The following is a 17,731-nucleotide window of genomic DNA, read 5'->3' as shown; positions in this document are numbered from 1 at the left end:
GGCGGCATTTAAAACAAGCAATCGTGAGGCTTTCGGCTGGAACGCCTGTCTTGACCCAAATTCCAAGATAACGCCTCTTTCCCTGTTTATTTGCTGCATTGGCTGCGCTCTGATCACCCGATAATGGCATCTTCCGCGACAAGATCAAATCATGGCGAGCAGACCTATTAAACACGACAAGGATTCCAGGGAAGTCAAGGTGGAACAAAAATCATCCAAGTCATCCAAGCTGAAGCTGATACTAGCCATTGCATCAGCAGTGTTGCTGCTTGGGGCGGGTGGAGGGGGAGCTGCCTGGTACTTTGTTCAGGCCCAGGATGGTGCTACCGCTGCTGCAAAACAAAAGCCGCCAGTTTTTATCGCCCTTGAAACTTTTACCGTCAACCTGCAGCCTGAGCATAGTGATCAGCATCTCCAGACCAATTTGACTTTCAGGGTCGCAGATACAGGAGCGGTAGATCTGATCAAGCTGCATATGCCGGTAGTGCGCAACCGAATACTGTTGTTGCTCTCGAGTAAGACCGCGTCACAGATCGCCACTGTGGAAGGCAAGAAGAAGCTTGCCACCGAACTGGCCGCCGAGGTCAATCACCCGTTTGCCGAGGGCGGCACGAGTCAAACCGTTGAAAGTGTGCTCTTTACTTCGTTCGTGATTCAGTGAGCGCAATGGCGGATGACTTTCTTTCCCAGGAAGAGGTGAATATCCTGCTTAAGGGAATGACCGGGCAGGGCACAACGCAGCAAACCGGTTCCTCGTCCGGTTTTCGCCCTTACAACCTGGCAACCCAGGAGCGGATCGTGCGCGGGCGCATGCCCACGCTTGAAATCATTAACGAGCGTTTTGCGCGCCTACTGCGCCTTGGCCTGTTCAATTTTATGCGCCGTAGCGCCAATATCACAGCTGGACCTGTGCGGGTAACGAAATTCAGCGAATTTGTGCGCAACCTGGTGGTGCCGAGCAATCTGAACCTGGTGCACGTCAAACCGCTACGTGGCATGTCGCTGTTCGTATTCGATCCGACTCTGGTATTTCTGGTAGTCGACAACCTGTTCGGTGGGGACAGCCGCTTCCAGCCAAAGGCGGAGCGCCGTGATTTCACCCAGACAGAGCAACGCATTATCCAACGCTTGCTTAATCTTGTGTTCGACAGCTACGGGAAGTCCTGGCATCCGGTCTACCCGATTGAATTTGAATACGTACGTGCGGAGACGAATATCCAGTTCGCCAACGTCGCAACACCGAATGAAGTGGTGGTCGCTACGACGTTCGAGGTCAATTTTGGCTCGGTGGTGGGTGAGATGCACATTTGTACTCCATACTCCGTTCTCGAACCGATCCGTGATCTGCTGTCCAGCAGCGTGCAGGGCGAGGCACTGGAGGTGGATAAACGGTGGGTTGGCCGTCTGTCAAAACAGGTGCAGTCGGCTGAGGTAACGCTACTGGTGAATCTGGCGCAGGTGCAGGTAACCCTTGACCAGATACTCAAAATGCAGGTGGGCGATGTCATTCCATTGGCTATCCCTGAATTTGTCACAGCCAGCGTGGATGGCGTGCCGGTGATGGAGTGCCGCTATGGCATTTCCAATGGCCAGTATGCACTCCGGATGGAAAAAATGCTGAGCTCGGCAAGCGGCGAATGAGTTCGGTCGAACGCCGCAATCTTTCCAACAGGCCCTTTAAGAATAAATCCAGGGAGACGAACGTGCCCGCAAAAAAAACTAATTCAGCCCGTGTGATCGAGCAGGAAGATGCCGCAATGGCCGCGGCAGACCCTGCTTCAGCACGGATTTTCGAGCAATTCAACGGTGGGCAAAAGTCGGAAATCCAGAACGATATAGACATGATCATGGATATACCGGTCCAGCTCACCGTACAGTTGGGGCGGACCAAAATTGCCATCAAGAATTTGCTGCAACTGGCTCAAGGCTCAGTTGTGGAGTTGGACGGTTTGGCAGGAGAACCGATGGACGTATTGGTTAATGGATATTTGATTGCCCAGGGTGAAGTTGTGGTTGTCAATGAAAAATTCGGTATTCGGCTGACCGACATCATTACGCCGAGTGAGCGGATTCGTAAATTAAACCGCTAGATCTTCAATAGCACAATGTCTGTGGACGTGAAATAGATGAGTATTGTTGCTGCTACAGCGCCTTTTGCCTCCCCTTTTGCTTCCCCTTTTGCCGCCCCTTTGGGCTTCTTAAGAAAGCCCGCGAAAACAGTCAAGCCGATGTGTTGCGCCGAGACGCGCCGCCCAAAGAGCTTACTGTGGAACTCACTGTGGGGAATGAGGTGCTCAATTTCGTTTTTGCTGATCGGTTATGGCGTGCTTGCATCCAATGCCCGCGCCGCGGCATCGGTGGATACCGGGGGAGCTGTTTCCGATGGAGGTATGCTTCAGGTAATGCTTGGTCTTGGGCTCGTGCTCGCGCTGATGGCGGGTCTGGCGTGGTTGCTCAGGCGTTTTACCGGCATGCAACGCGGCACTGCGGGTGCGATCAGGGTTATTGGCGGCTCGGCTGTTGGACAACGCGAACGCGTGGTGCTGGTGGAAATCGCTGATACGTGGCTGGTCATTGGCGTTGCACCTGGCCACGTGTCAGCTTTGCACAGCATGCCAAAGGGCGAGGGTACCGTGAGCATCGCGGGCCAGACGGGTAACGATGCTCGTTTTCCAGCCTGGTTCAGACAGGTGATGGAGAAGCGTCATGACGAATGCAAGGGCGAACAACAACGTGCCGAATAACGGTATCGGCTTGAGATCGCGCGCCGTGCAGCAGAGCCTGCTCGGCATCTCACTATTTAGCTTACCCTTATTCGCGCTGGGTCAATCTCCCGGCTTGCCCGCATTCACCAGTACACCCATCCCTGGTGGAGGTCAAAGCTATACATTAAGTCTGCAAACGCTGCTGCTGCTGACAGCGCTCTCCTTTCTGCCAGCGACGCTGCTGATGATGACTGGCTTTACGCGCATCATTATTGTTTTGTCACTGTTGCGCCAGGCGCTTGGTACCCAATCGTCGCCCCCGAACCAGGTGCTTGTCGGGCTTGCGCTATTTCTGACTTTTTTCGTGATGGGTCCGGTGTTCGACAGAATCTACACGGATGCCTATCAGCCTTTTGCCAGTAACAAAATAACCCTACCACAGGCATTGGATAGAGCTTCGGCGCCGCTAAAGGCCTTCATGATGAAGCAGACTCGTGAAGCTGATCTGGCGCTATTCGTCAAGCTGTCCGGAGGTACGCAATTGAATGGGCCCGAGGATGTGTCATTGCGGATACTCGTTCCAGCCTTTGTCACGAGTGAATTGAAGACAGCTTTTCAAATCGGTTTCGCAGTTTTCATCCCTTTTCTCATCATCGATATGGTGGTGGCATCCGTGCTTATGTCCATGGGCATGATGATGGTATCGCCTGCCCTCGTGGCGCTACCGTTCAAGCTCATGCTGTTCGTGCTGGTCGACGGCTGGCATATGCTGATTGGCTCGCTCGCCGAGAGCTTCTATTGACGGCTGGCGGAATTTGCTTACTTGAGCGGTTTAAGTGTCCTCTAAAGGAATCGACGAATGACCCCTGAAAGTGTAATGACCCTGGGTCAGAAAGCTATGGAAGTCACCCTGATGGTTTCGGCACCGCTGTTACTGGTTGCGCTTGCGACAGGCCTGATGGTAAGCATTTTCCAGGCTGCCACGCAAATCAATGAAATGACGTTGTCTTTCATTCCCAAGCTGGTGGCATTATTTGCCACGCTTGTATTGGCGGGTCCATGGATGCTTTCGGTAATGATCGACTACATGCGGCAGGTATTCGAGAGTATCCCTGGATTGGCGGGATAGCGATCCCAATCGTAATTATTCAGCAAGCATGAGAGTGCGAATTGATCACCTTCAGTTCCGTCGATATCAATGAATGGCTGATCACTTTCTTGTGGCCGCTTGCTCGCATTCTGGCGTTATTGGCTGCTACCCCGGTACTTGGCAACGCGGCTGTTCCAGCACGGGTAAAGATCGGCCTGGGGATGCTCATCACGCTGGTTATTGCGCCAACAATAGGACCTTTACCAAAAATCGATCCCGCCTCGCTTGAAGGGTTGCTGGTGCTCAGCCAGCAAATCCTCATCGGTGTCGCGATGGGTTTTGCCATGCGCATTGTATTCAGTGCAGTCGAGATGGCGGGCGAGATAGCAGGCCTGCAGATGGGCTTGGGGTTTGCAACTTTTTTCAGCGCACATAGCGATGGTAGTACGCTGGTAGTGGGCAAATTTCTTGGTTTGCTTGCAACACTCGCCTTTTTGTCCGTCAACGGTCATCTGCTTGTCCTCTCAGTACTGGCGGAGAGCTTTAACGCATTCCCCGTCTCCGCCGAGCCGTTTTCAGTCAGCGGCTGGAAGACCTTGGCCGACTGGGGAAGCAAAATTTTTCTTGTGGGCCTCAAACTCGCGTTACCGATAGTGGCATCACTATTGATTGTCAATCTTGCACTAGGCATTTTGACGCGCGCCGCGCCCCAGCTTAATATCTTCGCGGTCGGTTTCCCTATCACCCTGATCGCAGGCATGGTGGCGCTGATAATGTCCCTCCCTTACTTTATTCCAGTGATCGAGCAGCTGGTCTCGGAAGGGCTGCAGACCATGCTGGAGATAGCAGATGCCGCCCGTAAGGACGCGCCAGCGGTGCCTGGAGCCCCCTGATCCTGTAGCGGGCGATCTGTGTTTTGGCTGGGTTCAGGCCTTTTGATAGGTCAAGCATTTCCAGGCGTTCCCCTATTGATAACCTGGCAAAGCGGTAGCTTGCGGCGGCGTATACCCGCAAGGCTCGCCAAGCCAATTCCCACTAATACCCATGAGCTGGATTCTGGTAGCGTATTAATCGGAAGTATTCGACCATTTTGATCCTGCTAAAAGTAATCGCCCAAGATAGTGGTCGAACCGGAAACCAAGTTGGTGCTTAACCGGCGATGGCAGCGATGGGATTATCCGCGACGCCGTAATGCTCTGGCTATTATATATAAGAAATACTATATTAGTCAGAGACATACAATAATAACTTCATCCTATGGTTTATCATTGTAAATAATGAGACTGGGAGTCTTCTATCTCGGCCTGAATCATTCAAATTATTAGCTCCGCGTATTCAGAATGACGTTACGCTCGGTTCCAGTTAGAGATTGCTGGAGTTTCTTGCACTCCGTTAATAATAGGAGTTGAACTTTTTACAATTACTGCTAAAGTGAATTGATGTGATTCAGACAGCTCAGTTAGTTTACCGTAAGGGAAAATCGCAGGATGCCCACACTCAACCACGCCGCTTTCATTGATCGCCTGAAGGGGAAATCCATTGATCTCATCGAACTGCATGGCGCTTACCCTGATTTGAGCGTGAGGGGTATCGCTGGCAATGGGGTTATCGAAGGCACGACCCAAAATCTTGAGAAATTGTGGGAGGCCATTGACAACTACGATCATGATGGCAACGTTAACACTATCTCCGACCCACCGGCATTGTCGATCGCGGAATGGCTGTTTGCCAAATCGGGAAGTCAGGCGGTAACAGATGGAAGTACGGTGGGTGGCACTACAGTGAATTGGCAAAAGCTTGCAGAACTCGGGGACAAGTGCATTACCGAGAATTGCAGGGCTCATCGGACCGCTATCGATAATACCGGCGTGGGTCTCTACTATGGCGATCACTCGCCTTTCCATCAAGATATTCTCAGAGGCGATCATGCAGCGTTGCAAACGCAAATAGATGCGATGAGCGCGGGAGACTGGCGCATGGTTTCAGTCGATCCGGGGTTTGTTACCTTGGAAAATCGCTCCGGGCAGGCCGCCAGGCTTCAGGAGAGCTCGTGCATTGGCTGGGTAATGCAGAACGTGAAGGGTGCGTATGAAGGCGCTGGCGTTGAAGAACGTTTTGTGGAGATTAATCGCAGGGTGAAGCAGGCCGACCTGCGCGGCACCGTTCTCTGCGAAGAGCTGCAGAAGGACGGTTGGAAGGCTGTGTTCTATTCGCCGCGAACCGCCGAGGATCTGTCAGAGTCGGGGGAGCGGGAGAAATTGGGCGCACTTAATATGGCAAAGGCAGGCGCACGGATATGGAAATCTCCAGTCCCGGGATCGAATGGTGTTCGCTGCGATGCGGTGATTTCGGGCTACCGCGGAATAACGCCGGACAGCCACACCGAGGCGCTCTTGGAGAAGCTGGAAAACGTGCCATTTTTTGTCGGGGTTGCGAATGGCGGCATTCATACTTTTGTGGGGCATCAAGGGAAAGTATGCGACTTCCATTGGACGGCACAGCCTGATGATAAGAATGCCATGATGGAAAATCCTGTGCGGCAATGGAAATGGGATACGGGACTTTATATGGTGCCGCCGGGGTACTGGTAAAACCGGTAAAACCTTTGCCCGTCGGCGGAGATTTGAGGACCTACATTCGTCGCGCGTTTCCCCATATTCTTTCTTCCGATATTCTTGCTTCTATAGGGTCACTCTACCATGCTACCCGCATGCTGATCCATTCGACTCTCAGTTAAGTTAACAGGGAAGGGGAAACCATGAGTTTATGCTGGGCAAACCGGGAAAAGTTGCGAACGCATGACCGGTTGCTGGTTTTGACAACATTGCTTCTTACGCCATTTATTGCAGGTTGTGCCCAGATCAAATTATTCTCGGTAGCTCCAAGCACCGTATGCCCCGGTGAAACTGTCCAGATCGACTGGAAAGCTTCGGACAGAGTAATGCTGAATGCGGTTCCTTCGGTGGAAGGTGTGGGAGAAGGCCCTCCCGAGGGATCGCGATCTTTTATGCCGACCGAAAACACGCGATTTATACTTAACGTTCCAGGTCTGCTCAAGAGCGCTCAACGGGAGTGGGACGTAACAGTTATCCCCAGTCAAAGTTCGAGATTGTTGGGAGGAGTTGCCCAGTGCGGGGGCAATCCCCCGTTCGCGTCGGCATCATTCTCTATTCAGCAAAAAGATTCTTCTTCGCGCGTCCGAGCCGTATCGGTGGGGAATAACTATCATCGGCACCTTGTGGTCAGCAAAGACGATATCGAAGTGGAGATTCCTCCGGATGGCTCAACCGACGGATTCAAGAACGCGTCCGTTATTGGAACCTGGACAATTCGCACGCCCCTGGGCACCAACGAGGCTTGCGAGAACGTCCTCGACGCGATTAGAAACCGTTTAACCATTAAAACGCAGATGAGCTGCGGGGAGTGATGACTGCATGGCTATCCTGGATCAGCTTCAGACCATTGTAATTGTAATGATGGAGAACCGCTCCTTTGACCATATGCTCGGGCATTTGAGCATGGCCCGATTCGGTAATCGCAAGGATGTTGCAGGGTTGGTGGATCCGGAGTCGAATCTCGACTATACGAACTTCCTGGAGGGCCAAGGCTATCAACCCTTCGAACTGAAAGATGGGCCCTTGATGCACGATCTACCTCACAGCAGGGCTCGTGTCGCAACTCAATTGGCAAAGGCCGGAACGCGCTTCACAATGAGCGGCTTTGTCGACGCGTATTACCAGTCGACAGGCAGTAAAGTAAACGATCCGCCGCCGATGGGCTTTCTCTCGCCCGCCGACGTCACTATGTCGAATTTTCTTGCGATACAATATGCGGTGTGCGACAACTGGTTCGCGCCGCTTCCGACCGATACCCAGCCAAACCGTTCAATCGCCTACAGCGGCTATTCCATGATCGATGACACGAAACCCCGTCCCATTCCGACGGTCGCGGGAACGTTCGTTTTCGAATGGTTAAATGCTCACAACATTACGTGGCGCGTGTATCACTGCGGGATATCCTTCTTCGCGTTATTTGACCGGTTTGAGGAAGTGCTCGGACCAAACTTTCGCAGTTTCAGGCAATTCCCTGGAGATTTGGCAGCCGAATCTGTATCAGATATGCCCCAGGTAATATTCGTTGAGCCCGAGTATACGGACTCGCCCGTCCACCTTGGCTGGACGCCCAACGACAACCATCCGCCTACGGCGGTCGGTCCCGGAGAACATTTTCTCAGGGATATTTATCAGGTCCTGACCAAAGACCCAGCAAAATGGAACCGTACGCTGCTCATCGTTACTCATGATGAGCATGGCGGTTTTTTTGATCACGTTCCGCCGTTGGCCATTTCCGCTGCGGTTCCGCCGGGCTCGCTATTCTCGGCCGCATTCGAGAGTACCGGGCCCAGGGTTCCAAGCCTCGTCGCATCTCCCTGGATTTCCCGTGGTACGGTATTCAAAGGCGCCATGGACCACACGTCCATACTACAACTGTTATCGGAGAAGTTTGCCGGTACGCCGGATTATAATGACGAAGTCAAGCGGCGCAGGGAAGCAGGCATACAAAGCGTCTCGCAGGTTCTAGCTCAACCGCTTCCGCAGCCCAGGACAGATATTCCGCCGCCACCGCAAGAGATCATTTCCAGTTCTGTGACTCTGGCCCCTGCGACGCAGCCGCAGACTGAAAGTCAACAGGCTTTTGACGTAGCGGCAAAAAAACTTTTGAAGTATGATCGCAAGCGGGCGCTTGAGAAATACCCGGAACTCGTGCATCTGCCTGAAAGTAGTCCGGAGCATTGATCGGCTTTCTCACGAAGCACTTTCTAACGGACATTTTTAAGAAAGCATTTTCGCAATACGGCCCAATGCGTTTTGCAGATTAGCCATGCTGGTGGCAAAGGAAAGCCGGATATACCCTTCGCTTCCAAACGCAGATCCGGGTACAACTGCTACACCCGCATGTTCCAGCAGATACTCGCTGAAGGCGATATCGCTCGATTCATTTAACAATCCCCTGGCATATAATTTTCCGATCGCTTCCCGTGTGTCGGCAAAGGCATAGAACGCCCCTCCCGACAACAGGCATTTAACGCCTGGCATGGCGTTGAGTGCATTCGTCACGAACTGGTTACGCTCTTTGAACGCAGCCACCATTGGCCCTATGCATGATTGATCACCGTTGAGCGCTGTTTCTGCGGCGACTTGGGAAATGGACGCGGGATTGGAGGTACTCTGGGACTGAATGTTCTCCATGGCCGTGACGATATGCTCCGGGCCGCCGCAATAACCGATGCGCCAACCAGTCATTGCGTACGCTTTGGATACGCCGTTAAGCACCACCGTGCGCGAATAGAGGTCAGGACATGCGTTAAGAATATTCACGAACTTTTCGCCTGAAAGCAGGATATGCTCATACATGTCATCAGTGGCCACCAGAATCCCTGGATGCTTGAGGAGGACCTCACCCAGCGCCTTGAGCTCATCCAGTGTATAAACCCCGCCTGAAGGGTTGCTCGGACTATTGATGACGAACATCCTGGTCCGGGGAGTGATAGCTTTTTCCAGTTGTGCCGCCGTAATTTTAAAATCCTGTTCGATACCGGCTTCGACGATTACTGGCCTGCCGCCGGCAATCAGGGCGATATCAGGGTAGGAAACCCAGTAGGGCGCTGGTATGATGACTTCATCGCCTGGATTGATAACGGAGAGTGTCAGATTGAAGAAACTCTGCTTTCCACCGCATGAAACCAGGATTTGCCTGGCAGTATAATCAAAGCCGTTGTCGCGTTTGAACTTGGAAATGATGGCTTTCTTCAGACCAGGGGTTCCGCCTACCGCCGTATATTTTGTAAAACCCGCGCGGATGGCCGCTATGGCTGCTTCCTTGATGTGTTGCGGCGTATCGAAATCCGGCTCGCCCGCGCCCAGCCCGATAATGTCCTTGCCTTCCGCCTTGAGCCTGGCAGCCCGGGCAGTGACTGCCAAGGTAGGGGAGGGCTTGATGGCCTGAACGCGTTTTGAGAGTTCCACGATTATGTCCTTACACTGATATGCGGGCCTTGCTTGCATGATAAAATCGCCCGGAGAAACAGTTTAACAAGAGCGTATAAATTATTGAGCCCGCAATTATACCTGTGATCCTTACCTTCCCCAATAGTCCTTACAAATTGCATCAGATGTTCCAGCCCGCTGGCGATCAGCCTGAGGCGATCGAGAAGTTGATAGAGGGAATGGAAGATGGTCTCGCATTCCAGACCTTGCTCGGTGTGACGGGTTCCGGCAAGACTTTTACCATGGCTCATGTGATTGCCCGGCTGGCACGCCCAGCAATTATCATGGCGCCCAACAAGACGCTGGCAGCGCAGCTTTATGCCGAGATGCGCGAGTTCTTTCCGGAAAATGCCGTTGAGTATTTCGTATCCTATTACGATTACTATCAGCCGGAAGCCTATGTACCGTCCCGCGATCTTTTCATCGAGAAAGACTCGAGCATCAACGAGCATATCGAACAAATGCGCCTTTCGGCGACCAAGTCATTGCTCGAGCGGGACGATGCCATAATCGTCGCGACCGTTTCCTGTATTTACGGTATCGGCGATCCGGTGGATTACCATGGCATGATTCTGCATCTGCGAGAACACGAAAAGATTACGCAGCGCGCAGCGATACAGCGCCTGATCGAAATGCAATATGAACGCAACGAGTTCGAATTTGGCCGTGGGACATTCCGCGTCAGGGGAGAGGTACTCGACATATTTCCAGCGGAAAGCTCGGAAATCGCAGTGCGGGTATCCCTATTCGACGATGAGGTGGAAAGCATGACGCTGTTCGATCCACTCACTGGCCGCACGTTAAAAAAAGTATCCCGGTACACGGTCTATCCTTCCAGCCATTACGTCACGCCCAGAAGTACCACCTTGCGTGCCATCGAGACAATCAAGGCCGAACTGCGCGAACGCATCGCATTTTTCCAGCAGCACAACAAGCTGGTAGAGTTGCAACGCGTCGAGCAGCGTACCCGTTTTGATCTTGAAATGCTCAATGAACTGGGCTTTTGCAAAGGCATCGAGAACTATTCCCGACATTTGTCAGGAAAAAAACCGGGAGAGCCGCCGCCTACCTTGATGGATTATCTGCCGCACAACACGCTGATGGTGATCGACGAGAGCCACGTCACCATTCCGCAAATCGGCGGGATGTACAAGGGCGACCGCTCCCGCAAGGAAAATCTGGTTGACTACGGCTTCCGCCTGCCATCGGCCCTGGACAATCGTCCGCTGCGGTTCGACGAATTCAGAAAGATCATGCCGCAGGCAGTATTTGTTTCGGCAACCCCGGCTGAGTTCGAGCGCGTGCACAGTGGACAGGTGGTGGAACAGTTGGTGCGGCCCACGGGACTGGTAGATCCGCAGATCGAGGTTCGACCGGCGGCGACTCAGGTAGATGATCTTATGTCAGAGGTTAACCTACGCACGGCTCGGGATGAGCGTGTTCTGGTCACAACCCTGACCAAACGCATGGCCGAGGACTTGACCGACTATTTTTCCGATCATGGGATCAAAGTGCGCTACCTCCATTCCGACATAGATACTGTGGAACGGGTGGAAATCATTCGTGATCTGAGATTGGGCAAATTCGATGTACTGGTGGGGATCAATCTACTGCGCGAGGGCCTCGATATCCCCGAAGTGTCCCTGGTCGCCATACTGGACGCCGACAAGGAAGGGTTCCTGCGTTCGGAGCGCTCGCTGATACAAACCATAGGTCGTGCCGCGCGTCATATTAACGGCACCGCGCTTCTGTATGCGGACAGAATAACAGATTCGATGCGTCGCGCAATGGGTGAAACCGAGCGCCGGCGTAACAAGCAGATTTTATTCAATCAGGAAAATGGCGTTACACCCAGAAGTGTCCATAAACGCGTCAAGGATTTAATAGATGGCGTTTATAACATCGAAACCGCGCAGCAGCAGCTTAAGGCTGCCCAGGTGCAAGCTCGTTACGATTCCATGAGTGAAGTCCAGTTGGCGAAAGAGATCAAGCTGCTCGAAAAGCAGATGCTCGACGCCGCGAAAAACCTGGAATTCGAAAAAGCAGCGGAGTGTCGGGATGAGGTAAAAAGGTTAAGAAACAAGTTGTTCGTTGGATTTGTTGAACCAGAATCTGAGCTGGTCAACAGGAAATCAACCACATCCAGAAGAACGAATAGAGCTTGAGGAAAACCGATCCGCTCGCGATTCAACCTGATCTGGAATGGTTTCTCCACCCCAGACTCAACCGTACTAAAGCACGCTAAGGCACGCAGCAGGCACTGCTCGTTCTCTCGAGACGCGCTGTGCGCTATGCAACCTTCATATTAATGAATTAATTAAGTACGGTCGCGGAGTTGACGAATATGATCTGATCGAAAGTGCGGTTGAGGGTTTTGCTATTGAAATTTTTCATGACCAGGCTTTGCTCAAAACGAACACGATCGCCAACCTTCACTCTGGTCGTCGGGGCGGCGATCCAGAAACGTTTGTCGGTATTGGCAAGCTCCATGTAGGTGTAGCCAGGCGCATCGAGTGTGGCAAGCACTTTACCTTCGTTTCCCGGCATAGCTGCTGTTGCACTGGTGGAGTTCGTGCCCGCCTTTTCGGCAAACACATGCGAGGGGCTTAATAGCGCGAATCCAATAGAGAAAATCGCCGCCAAATAAGATGTCTTCAAAACTTTCTCCAGTAGTTGAGTATATTTGACAGCCGGCAATAATACACCTCAATCCCTGGAGTTCCAATCGAAATTGCCGCCTGGGGTCGCTTTATAATTTTCCTGATACGTATACGATGGAGTGGATGAATTCGGCAATTGTCAGGGTTTTCCGACCCAGGCATCAGCCGGAGGGTCAGGTCGTTTGAAACTGGTTCCCGGATCACTTCGGGGATCAAACATGAGAAGAGAGGGCGTCGAGCCATCTAAAGCCGTCGATGAGCCCGGTATTGAACGGGGCATCACCGTGAGGCCCGGGGCTAACACGTTTGAGGATGTGCCCGCCGATCGATCCAGCTGCTGCAGGGCGCTGCTGCTCGCACCGGCAACATCTCCCCGACTGTTTTTCCTGGTACAAATCGCAGCACCTTCTTCCATGCTCCTTCCAGCTTTTTGCTCCGCAGCCTCGCAGGCCAGCGTCTGGTAGAGAGGCATATATTTAGCCGCCTCCTGATACTGACCAGCATCCATCAGTTTTTTTACATGTAGCTGTGCATCATGGAATTTGCTTTGAGCATCGGGTTCCTTATATATCGGAGATGTGTCTACCGCTCGGGCAGTGGCTGCAAGCAACATCATGGAAATGGCCAGAACTATAAATTTCATATCTTCTCCTTTTTATCGGTTGGAGTATGAGAATTATAGAATGACGTTTTCAGAAAAAAAATATTTATATTGATTAGGCAGAGATATGCCGAGCTCAAGCGCTTATCCACAGGACCTGTCACAGGACAGTGCTACGTGTGAGCATAGATCAGCCGGTAAAGTTCAGTGCGGTTCAGTGCGGCTCAGTGTGCGGACCGCGGCCATAAAAAGGCCCGGCAAGGAGTAGTTGGCCTGTGCCGGGCCAGTGACGTCTACCACAAGAGGGAGAAAAAGCAGACGCCTGACCATATTCTCTCGAACCGGCTTTACGCATTCTGTACTCAACCGCACATAAGCAAAATTTATTGTACAAAATTTATTACGCAGAAGTACAACCCCACAGCCGTTTCAGCACATCCTTCATTTGCGTATAATGTATATTATGTTAAATAAGCGATGGCAACGGGCAATTAATAGGGCTTGCCCCGATATTTGCTTAACAACTCCTCCTGAAGAAATAGCCCCTACTGAAGTAAAAGCATCGAGATGCGGCGGCAATCATTTTGAAGGCGCGATGCCTTAGATAAACAACCTGACGTGGACACCGGATGATTGCCTGGCAATTACCCCGCGGAAGGTTTTCCAACGGTTGGCCTGCTGCTGTGTCCGCCCAGATGGCTTGCAAAAGTCGAACCGTGCAGCGCAAGCGCCGTCTTTCGATGGGGCGCCTGCGTATTTATTGTCAGCAAAATCAGGGAAACTGCTGAACCAGACAAATCGGGTCTGACTTATAATATTTTTTTCTCTTCCGTGAAGGCGGGCCATTTCGCGAAAGCGATCACCCATAGAAGCACCAAAATACCTCCCGGAACCAGCGCAAGCAGCGCAAAGATTGGCTTGAAGCCCGCCCGCTTGAAGATCCGCCAAAATGGCACGACGAAAAAAATCGTGGCTGCTATCAGCCATTGTATGATCGCAAATTCATTCATATATGCTCCCGGCTCTTTGAATTTTTGTGGTGATCGCGTCCCGGATCACTGCCACATAACGATGCAGCAATAGAGAAAATAATCCGCTCAGAAACTGTTTCAAGGATAATTGGAATTCGATCTACTGACGAGAGTCAACTTTTCCATGCATCTTTCCATTGTTATTCCAGCTTTTAATGAAGAGCGCCTGATCGGAGAATGTCTGCACTCTATTTCTACATCACTCGCTGCAAATTACAAGGCTGGGTTTACTTCCGAAACCGTTGTCGTTGACAACAATTCCACGGATCGCACGGCAGACCTGGCACGGCAGGCGGGTGCACGGGTGGTTTTCGAGCCAATCAACCAGATTGGTCGCGCTCGCAATACCGGCGCGGCTGAGGCCGCGGGAGACTGGTTGCTATTTGTGGATGCTGACAGTCTGTTGAACCCCGGATTGCTCGCTGACATATTACGGCTGATTGAAGAAGGCAAACATGTGGGATGTGGAAGCGTCATACGAATGGAAGGACTGCCGTGGTGGGCAAACTCGACATTGAATCTCTGGACGGCCGTTTCGGTTCGGTTCCGCTGGGCAGCCGGAGCGTTGGTCGTGTGCCGCAGCGATGCGTTTCGCGATGTCGGCGGTTTTAATCAGGAACTCTACGCGGCCGACGAGATTACCTTAAGCCAGGAATTGACCAAATGGGGCCGGCAAAGGGGCCTCCAATTTTCCATTTTGACCAGGCATCCGCTGGAGACCTCATCGCGCAAGGTTCTGCTCTACTCCCCGCAGGAAATCTTTGGTCAAATCCTGCGGGTGATTCTCAACCCACGCCGGTCACTGCAGGATAAGAAGCAATTACCGATCTGGTATGACGGGAGGCGCTAGAGATGACGCACCAGGTATCATGGTTCTGTCTTGGTCGCAGTTCCATCTTACATTCGCTTTTTACCTTTTCGCCCTCATGGTCATGGAGAGGCTGAATTTATCAGCCGACATCGAGTCCAAGCTTCATCCGTATGATACACATGGGTAAATCAAAATCAGGTAAATCAGCAGTCTCTCCGCCTGCTCTCGCTCTCCCTCTCGCTCTCCAGTTCGAAATAATGAGACTTGGCTGGTGATGCGCCGGCGTCATAATAAGGTGGCCGTATTCTTGCGCGCGGCAAGCTTAGATATGAACCCGGATGTGGCAACCCTGGAAAACCTATGTCTTCACCCCATCCGCACCAAGTGATCGCATCCCGCCATGACCCGGGTATTGCGAGTAAAACGAAAAAACGACCCGCCTTGGCACCACCGCGATCCATATCAGCAGCTTTTCAATGGAAATACCTTGCCCGCGATCTCCAGGCCGGCATCATAACCGGGGCAATGGCGATACCGTTGTCCGTGGGGATTGTGCTGATGTCCGAGTACCCGATCAAGGTCGGCCTGGCAACTGTCGCGTTCGCCTGCTTTATTGGCTGGATCGTTGCGCTTTTCAGGCCCGGAAATTTTATCGGCGTGCCCGGCATTGCCGCAGGGCTGTCGCCCGTGCTGGCCCTGGGCGTTGCCAGATTCGGAATTGAAAACATGGCCTTTGTCATTTTCCTGACGGCGACCATGCAAGCGCTGATATGGAAATTCAACTGGCAAAGGTACATTTTGCTGGCAGTGCCGGCCTATCTTGTCGAAGGGCTGCTGGCAGGGGTCGGGCTGAAAATCGCCCTCAAGTTTTTGACCTTTACCTATGAGATACCGGTTGAGCAGGAATCGACCGATGCATTCTGGAACGGCGAGAGGTTGCGAATGGCGCTGATATCGCTGATGGCTTTTGCCATGTTTGTGTACCTGTTTTCCAAATTCAAGGACACGAAGCCTGCTGTACCGTATTTTCTTCTGATCGGTGCAAGCGTGGCGCTGGCGCAATTCCTGCCCGTACCCATGCTACATGTCGATGACGTGCCGCTAGATTTCTTTCCGCCGATACCGCAGTTCAGCAGTGCCTTGACATGGGTCTCTGTATTGGGTTTTGCGGCCATGCTGGCGGCCGTCAATGTCATAGAGCAGGTCATGAGCAATGCTGCCATCGAGAAAATCGATCCCCTGGGGCGCAAGTGCAATACCAACAACAGCCTGCTTGCTATCTGGATAGCCAATATGGGTTCGAGCTTCTTTGGAGGCATGACCAATCTCGATGGTCTGGCGAAAAGCACCACCAATAAGCTGGCCGGGGCCATGACCAAATTTTCCGTCTTTATAATCGGATTAGTTGTCACGTTCTTTGTCATGAATTCACAATACCTGGAGTATCTGCCCAAGTTCTCCCTGGCGGTGATCATGATATTCTCCGGCTGGAAAATGATCTCGCGCCTGTGGTACGTGGCGCATCATGGGCACTATGCCATGCTGCTTGCGATTTTTTGCGGCTTGCTGGTCTATCAGGTAGGGATTTTCGAGGGGTTGCTGATCGCCATGGCAATGCATGGCCTGGTAAATTATCTGGTATTTCACCGGGCCGGCGGAATACCGGGCAAAGTCATTATAAAAAAATACCTGAAAAAATTTTCCTCGGATTACGATTGAATGCCAAGGCCCAAGGCTGTGCATCCGTATCGGGCATCGGATCAGGAGGGGTCAGGGGATAAAGCGTGACTGAAGCTGGATTAGAGGCTGAGCCGTTTATTCGGCTGGGCTTTTTTATCGTGATGCTCGTTGCCGTCGGCACTTGCGAAGCGCTGGCGCCCCGACGTCGGCGCGCTCTGGCACGGCTCAAGCGTTGGCCGGGCAATCTTGGAATCGCAGTTCTGAATACCCTGGTGATACGAGTCATATTCCCAACAGCCGCAGTCGGGGTTGCGCTGCTGACTGAAACTAATGGATGGGGCTTGTTGAACGCTTTCGTCATCCCCACATGGATCGCAGTTCCTGTTTCTGTCGTGGTCCTCGATTTGGCTATTTACCTTCAGCATGTGCTGTTTCATGCCGTGCCCTTGCTCTGGCGATTGCATCGTATGCATCATGCCGACCTCGATTTTGACGTCACCACGGGAGTGCGCTTTCATCCGATTGAGATCATGCTTTCCATGTGTATCAAGCTGATGATAGTGGTCACGCTCGGAGCGTCAGCGCTTGCAGTGCTGATCTTCGAAGTACTACTCAACGCAACCTCATTATTCAACCATGGTAATGTGCGCATTCCCCTGCCCCTCGACAGATTTCTGCGCTGGCTGGTGGTTACGCCTGACATGCATCGGGTCCACCATTCCTGGCATCCTAACGAGACAAACTCCAATTTTGGATTCAATCTTCCCTGGTGGGATCGACTGCTGGGCACGTATCAAGATCAGCCGCGGGAAGGCCATGAGAGCATGACCATCGGCATCAACCTCTTCCGCGAACCCGCGTGGGAACGGCTCGATCGAATGCTGATCCAGCCTTTCGTCGGACCTGCCAACAGTTATCCCATTAATTCACGTGAAGCACTGGAACAGATACCCGACGCAGAGGCATTGGCAAAAAGCCGGAAGGAACGGAACTGAGCCAGCCTGCTTACAAGCTGAAATCCGGGAATACTTAGCATAAACACCTCTGACGAAGCGCATATCGCCGTACCGTATCGGGTGGCAATCCTCGGGGCAGGCGGCTTGCCT

19 protein-coding genes are annotated in these 17,731 nt (G+C 52.4%); 14 read left to right on the top strand and 5 right to left on the bottom strand.

What is annotated here, in order from left to right; genetic code table 11:
* Positions 1-151: 151 nt before the first annotated feature.
* From fliL to fliR, 7 genes are all read left to right on the top strand, one after another.
* Complete coding sequence (fliL, locus tag BMX00_RS04485; protein WP_090827528.1) at positions 152-661, top strand: flagellar basal body-associated protein FliL; 510 nt, start codon at positions 152-154, stop codon at positions 659-661.
* A gap of 5 nt (positions 662-666) precedes the next feature.
* Positions 667-1,641: a flagellar motor switch protein FliM gene (fliM, locus tag BMX00_RS04480; RefSeq protein WP_090827526.1), complete on the top strand. Its 975-nt coding sequence runs from the start codon at positions 667-669 to the stop codon at positions 1,639-1,641.
* Between the two features lie 116 nt (positions 1,642-1,757).
* Entirely contained in the window at positions 1,758-2,090 is a 333-nt protein-coding gene (gene fliN / locus BMX00_RS04475) for a flagellar motor switch protein FliN (RefSeq protein WP_245727716.1), read from the top strand.
* Positions 2,091-2,285: 195 nt separating this feature from the next.
* Positions 2,286-2,744 carry a flagellar biosynthetic protein FliO gene (fliO, locus tag BMX00_RS04470; protein WP_218141480.1) on the top strand — a complete coding sequence of 153 codons (459 nt, stop codon included), beginning with the start codon at positions 2,286-2,288 and terminating at the stop codon, positions 2,742-2,744.
* Positions 2,707-3,507, top strand: coding sequence for a flagellar type III secretion system pore protein FliP (gene fliP / locus BMX00_RS04465; protein WP_090827520.1), 801 nt, complete (start codon positions 2,707-2,709; stop codon positions 3,505-3,507). Before fliO ends, fliP begins: the two co-directional genes overlap by 38 nt.
* Before the next feature lie 57 nt (positions 3,508-3,564).
* On the top strand, positions 3,565-3,834 hold the full coding sequence (gene fliQ / locus BMX00_RS04460; protein ID WP_090827519.1) for a flagellar biosynthesis protein FliQ: 270 nt from the start codon (positions 3,565-3,567) through the stop codon (positions 3,832-3,834).
* 41 nt (positions 3,835-3,875) lie between these two features.
* Positions 3,876-4,688, top strand: coding sequence for a flagellar biosynthetic protein FliR (gene fliR, locus BMX00_RS04455; protein WP_090827517.1), 813 nt, complete (start codon positions 3,876-3,878; stop codon positions 4,686-4,688).
* 50 nt (positions 4,689-4,738) lie between these two features.
* Here fliR and BMX00_RS15085 read toward each other — a convergent pair whose 3' ends face one another.
* Entirely contained in the window at positions 4,739-4,867 is a 129-nt protein-coding gene (locus tag BMX00_RS15085) for a PEP-CTERM sorting domain-containing protein (protein WP_425433866.1), read from the bottom strand.
* Between the two features lie 415 nt (positions 4,868-5,282).
* Between BMX00_RS15085 and BMX00_RS04445 the strand changes: the two genes are divergently transcribed.
* The 3 genes from BMX00_RS04445 (at position 5,283) to BMX00_RS04435 (ending at position 8,591) form a co-directional block, all read left to right on the top strand.
* Entirely contained in the window at positions 5,283-6,386 is a 1,104-nt protein-coding gene (locus BMX00_RS04445) for a hypothetical protein (protein ID WP_090827511.1), read from the top strand.
* Between the two features lie 167 nt (positions 6,387-6,553).
* Entirely contained in the window at positions 6,554-7,222 is a 669-nt protein-coding gene (locus BMX00_RS04440) for a hypothetical protein (protein ID WP_090827508.1), read from the top strand.
* 7 nt (positions 7,223-7,229) lie between these two features.
* The gene (locus BMX00_RS04435; RefSeq protein ID WP_090827506.1) at positions 7,230-8,591 is read left to right on the top strand and encodes an alkaline phosphatase family protein; all 1,362 of its coding nucleotides are present in this window, start codon (positions 7,230-7,232) and stop codon (positions 8,589-8,591) included.
* A gap of 36 nt (positions 8,592-8,627) precedes the next feature.
* Here the strand turns inward: BMX00_RS04435 and BMX00_RS04430 are convergent, their stop codons facing one another.
* A complete protein-coding gene (locus tag BMX00_RS04430; protein WP_090827743.1) occupies positions 8,628-9,821 on the bottom strand; it encodes a pyridoxal phosphate-dependent aminotransferase in 1,194 nt (397 codons plus the stop codon).
* A gap of 104 nt (positions 9,822-9,925) precedes the next feature.
* Between BMX00_RS04430 and uvrB the strand changes: the two genes are divergently transcribed.
* Entirely contained in the window at positions 9,926-12,007 is a 2,082-nt protein-coding gene (gene uvrB, locus BMX00_RS04425; protein WP_090827504.1) for an excinuclease ABC subunit UvrB, read from the top strand.
* Positions 12,008-12,155: 148 nt separating this feature from the next.
* Here the strand turns inward: uvrB and BMX00_RS04420 are convergent, their stop codons facing one another.
* From BMX00_RS04420 to BMX00_RS04410, 3 genes are all read right to left on the bottom strand, one after another.
* Positions 12,156-12,500, bottom strand: a complete 345-nt coding sequence (locus BMX00_RS04420; RefSeq protein WP_245727699.1) for an NrfJ-related protein — start codon at positions 12,498-12,500, stop codon at positions 12,156-12,158.
* A gap of 141 nt (positions 12,501-12,641) precedes the next feature.
* A complete protein-coding gene (locus BMX00_RS04415) occupies positions 12,642-13,145 on the bottom strand; it encodes a hypothetical protein (RefSeq protein WP_090827500.1) in 504 nt (167 codons plus the stop codon).
* Positions 13,146-13,912: 767 nt separating this feature from the next.
* Positions 13,913-14,113 (bottom strand): hypothetical protein, encoded by a 201-nt coding sequence (locus tag BMX00_RS04410; RefSeq protein WP_090827498.1) that lies wholly within the window; start codon positions 14,111-14,113, stop codon positions 13,913-13,915.
* Positions 14,114-14,222: 109 nt separating this feature from the next.
* Between BMX00_RS04410 and BMX00_RS04405 the strand changes: the two genes are divergently transcribed.
* From BMX00_RS04405 to BMX00_RS04395, 3 genes are all read left to right on the top strand, one after another.
* Positions 14,223-14,984 (top strand): glycosyltransferase, encoded by a 762-nt coding sequence (locus BMX00_RS04405; RefSeq protein ID WP_342707145.1) that lies wholly within the window; start codon positions 14,223-14,225, stop codon positions 14,982-14,984.
* A gap of 345 nt (positions 14,985-15,329) precedes the next feature.
* Positions 15,330-16,664 (top strand): SulP family inorganic anion transporter, encoded by a 1,335-nt coding sequence (locus BMX00_RS04400; RefSeq protein WP_245727697.1) that lies wholly within the window; start codon positions 15,330-15,332, stop codon positions 16,662-16,664.
* Positions 16,665-16,729: 65 nt separating this feature from the next.
* Complete coding sequence (locus BMX00_RS04395) at positions 16,730-17,620, top strand: sterol desaturase family protein (protein WP_245727695.1); 891 nt, start codon at positions 16,730-16,732, stop codon at positions 17,618-17,620.
* Positions 17,621-17,731: the final 111 nt, after the last annotated feature.

This window comes from Nitrosovibrio tenuis, from assembly GCF_900109785.1.
In the GTDB taxonomy this organism is placed as follows: Bacteria; Pseudomonadota; Gammaproteobacteria; order Burkholderiales; family Nitrosomonadaceae; genus Nitrosospira; species Nitrosospira tenuis_A.
This window is presented reverse-complemented; position numbering and strand designations above follow the sequence as displayed.

What these genes read in the sequence shown, in the direction of transcription:
- fliM (WP_090827526.1), top strand. Translation starts at nt 667, where the DNA reads ATGGCGGATGACTTTCTTTCCCAGGAAGAGGTGAATATCCTGCTTAAG.
- BMX00_RS04410 (WP_090827498.1), bottom strand. Translation starts at nt 14,113, where the DNA reads ATGAATGAATTTGCGATCATACAATGGCTGATAGCAGCCACGATTTTT.
- BMX00_RS04415 (WP_090827500.1), bottom strand. Translation starts at nt 13,145, where the DNA reads ATGAAATTTATAGTTCTGGCCATTTCCATGATGTTGCTTGCAGCCACT.
- BMX00_RS04445 (WP_090827511.1), top strand. Translation starts at nt 5,283, where the DNA reads ATGCCCACACTCAACCACGCCGCTTTCATTGATCGCCTGAAGGGGAAA.
- fliN (WP_245727716.1), top strand. Translation starts at nt 1,758, where the DNA reads ATGGCCGCGGCAGACCCTGCTTCAGCACGGATTTTCGAGCAATTCAAC.
- fliO (WP_218141480.1), top strand. Translation starts at nt 2,286, where the DNA reads ATGAGGTGCTCAATTTCGTTTTTGCTGATCGGTTATGGCGTGCTTGCA.
- fliP (WP_090827520.1), top strand. Translation starts at nt 2,707, where the DNA reads ATGACGAATGCAAGGGCGAACAACAACGTGCCGAATAACGGTATCGGC.
- BMX00_RS04440 (WP_090827508.1), top strand. Translation starts at nt 6,554, where the DNA reads ATGAGTTTATGCTGGGCAAACCGGGAAAAGTTGCGAACGCATGACCGG.
- BMX00_RS04435 (WP_090827506.1), top strand. Translation starts at nt 7,230, where the DNA reads ATGGCTATCCTGGATCAGCTTCAGACCATTGTAATTGTAATGATGGAG.
- fliL (WP_090827528.1), top strand. Translation starts at nt 152, where the DNA reads ATGGCGAGCAGACCTATTAAACACGACAAGGATTCCAGGGAAGTCAAG.
- fliQ (WP_090827519.1), top strand. Translation starts at nt 3,565, where the DNA reads ATGACCCCTGAAAGTGTAATGACCCTGGGTCAGAAAGCTATGGAAGTC.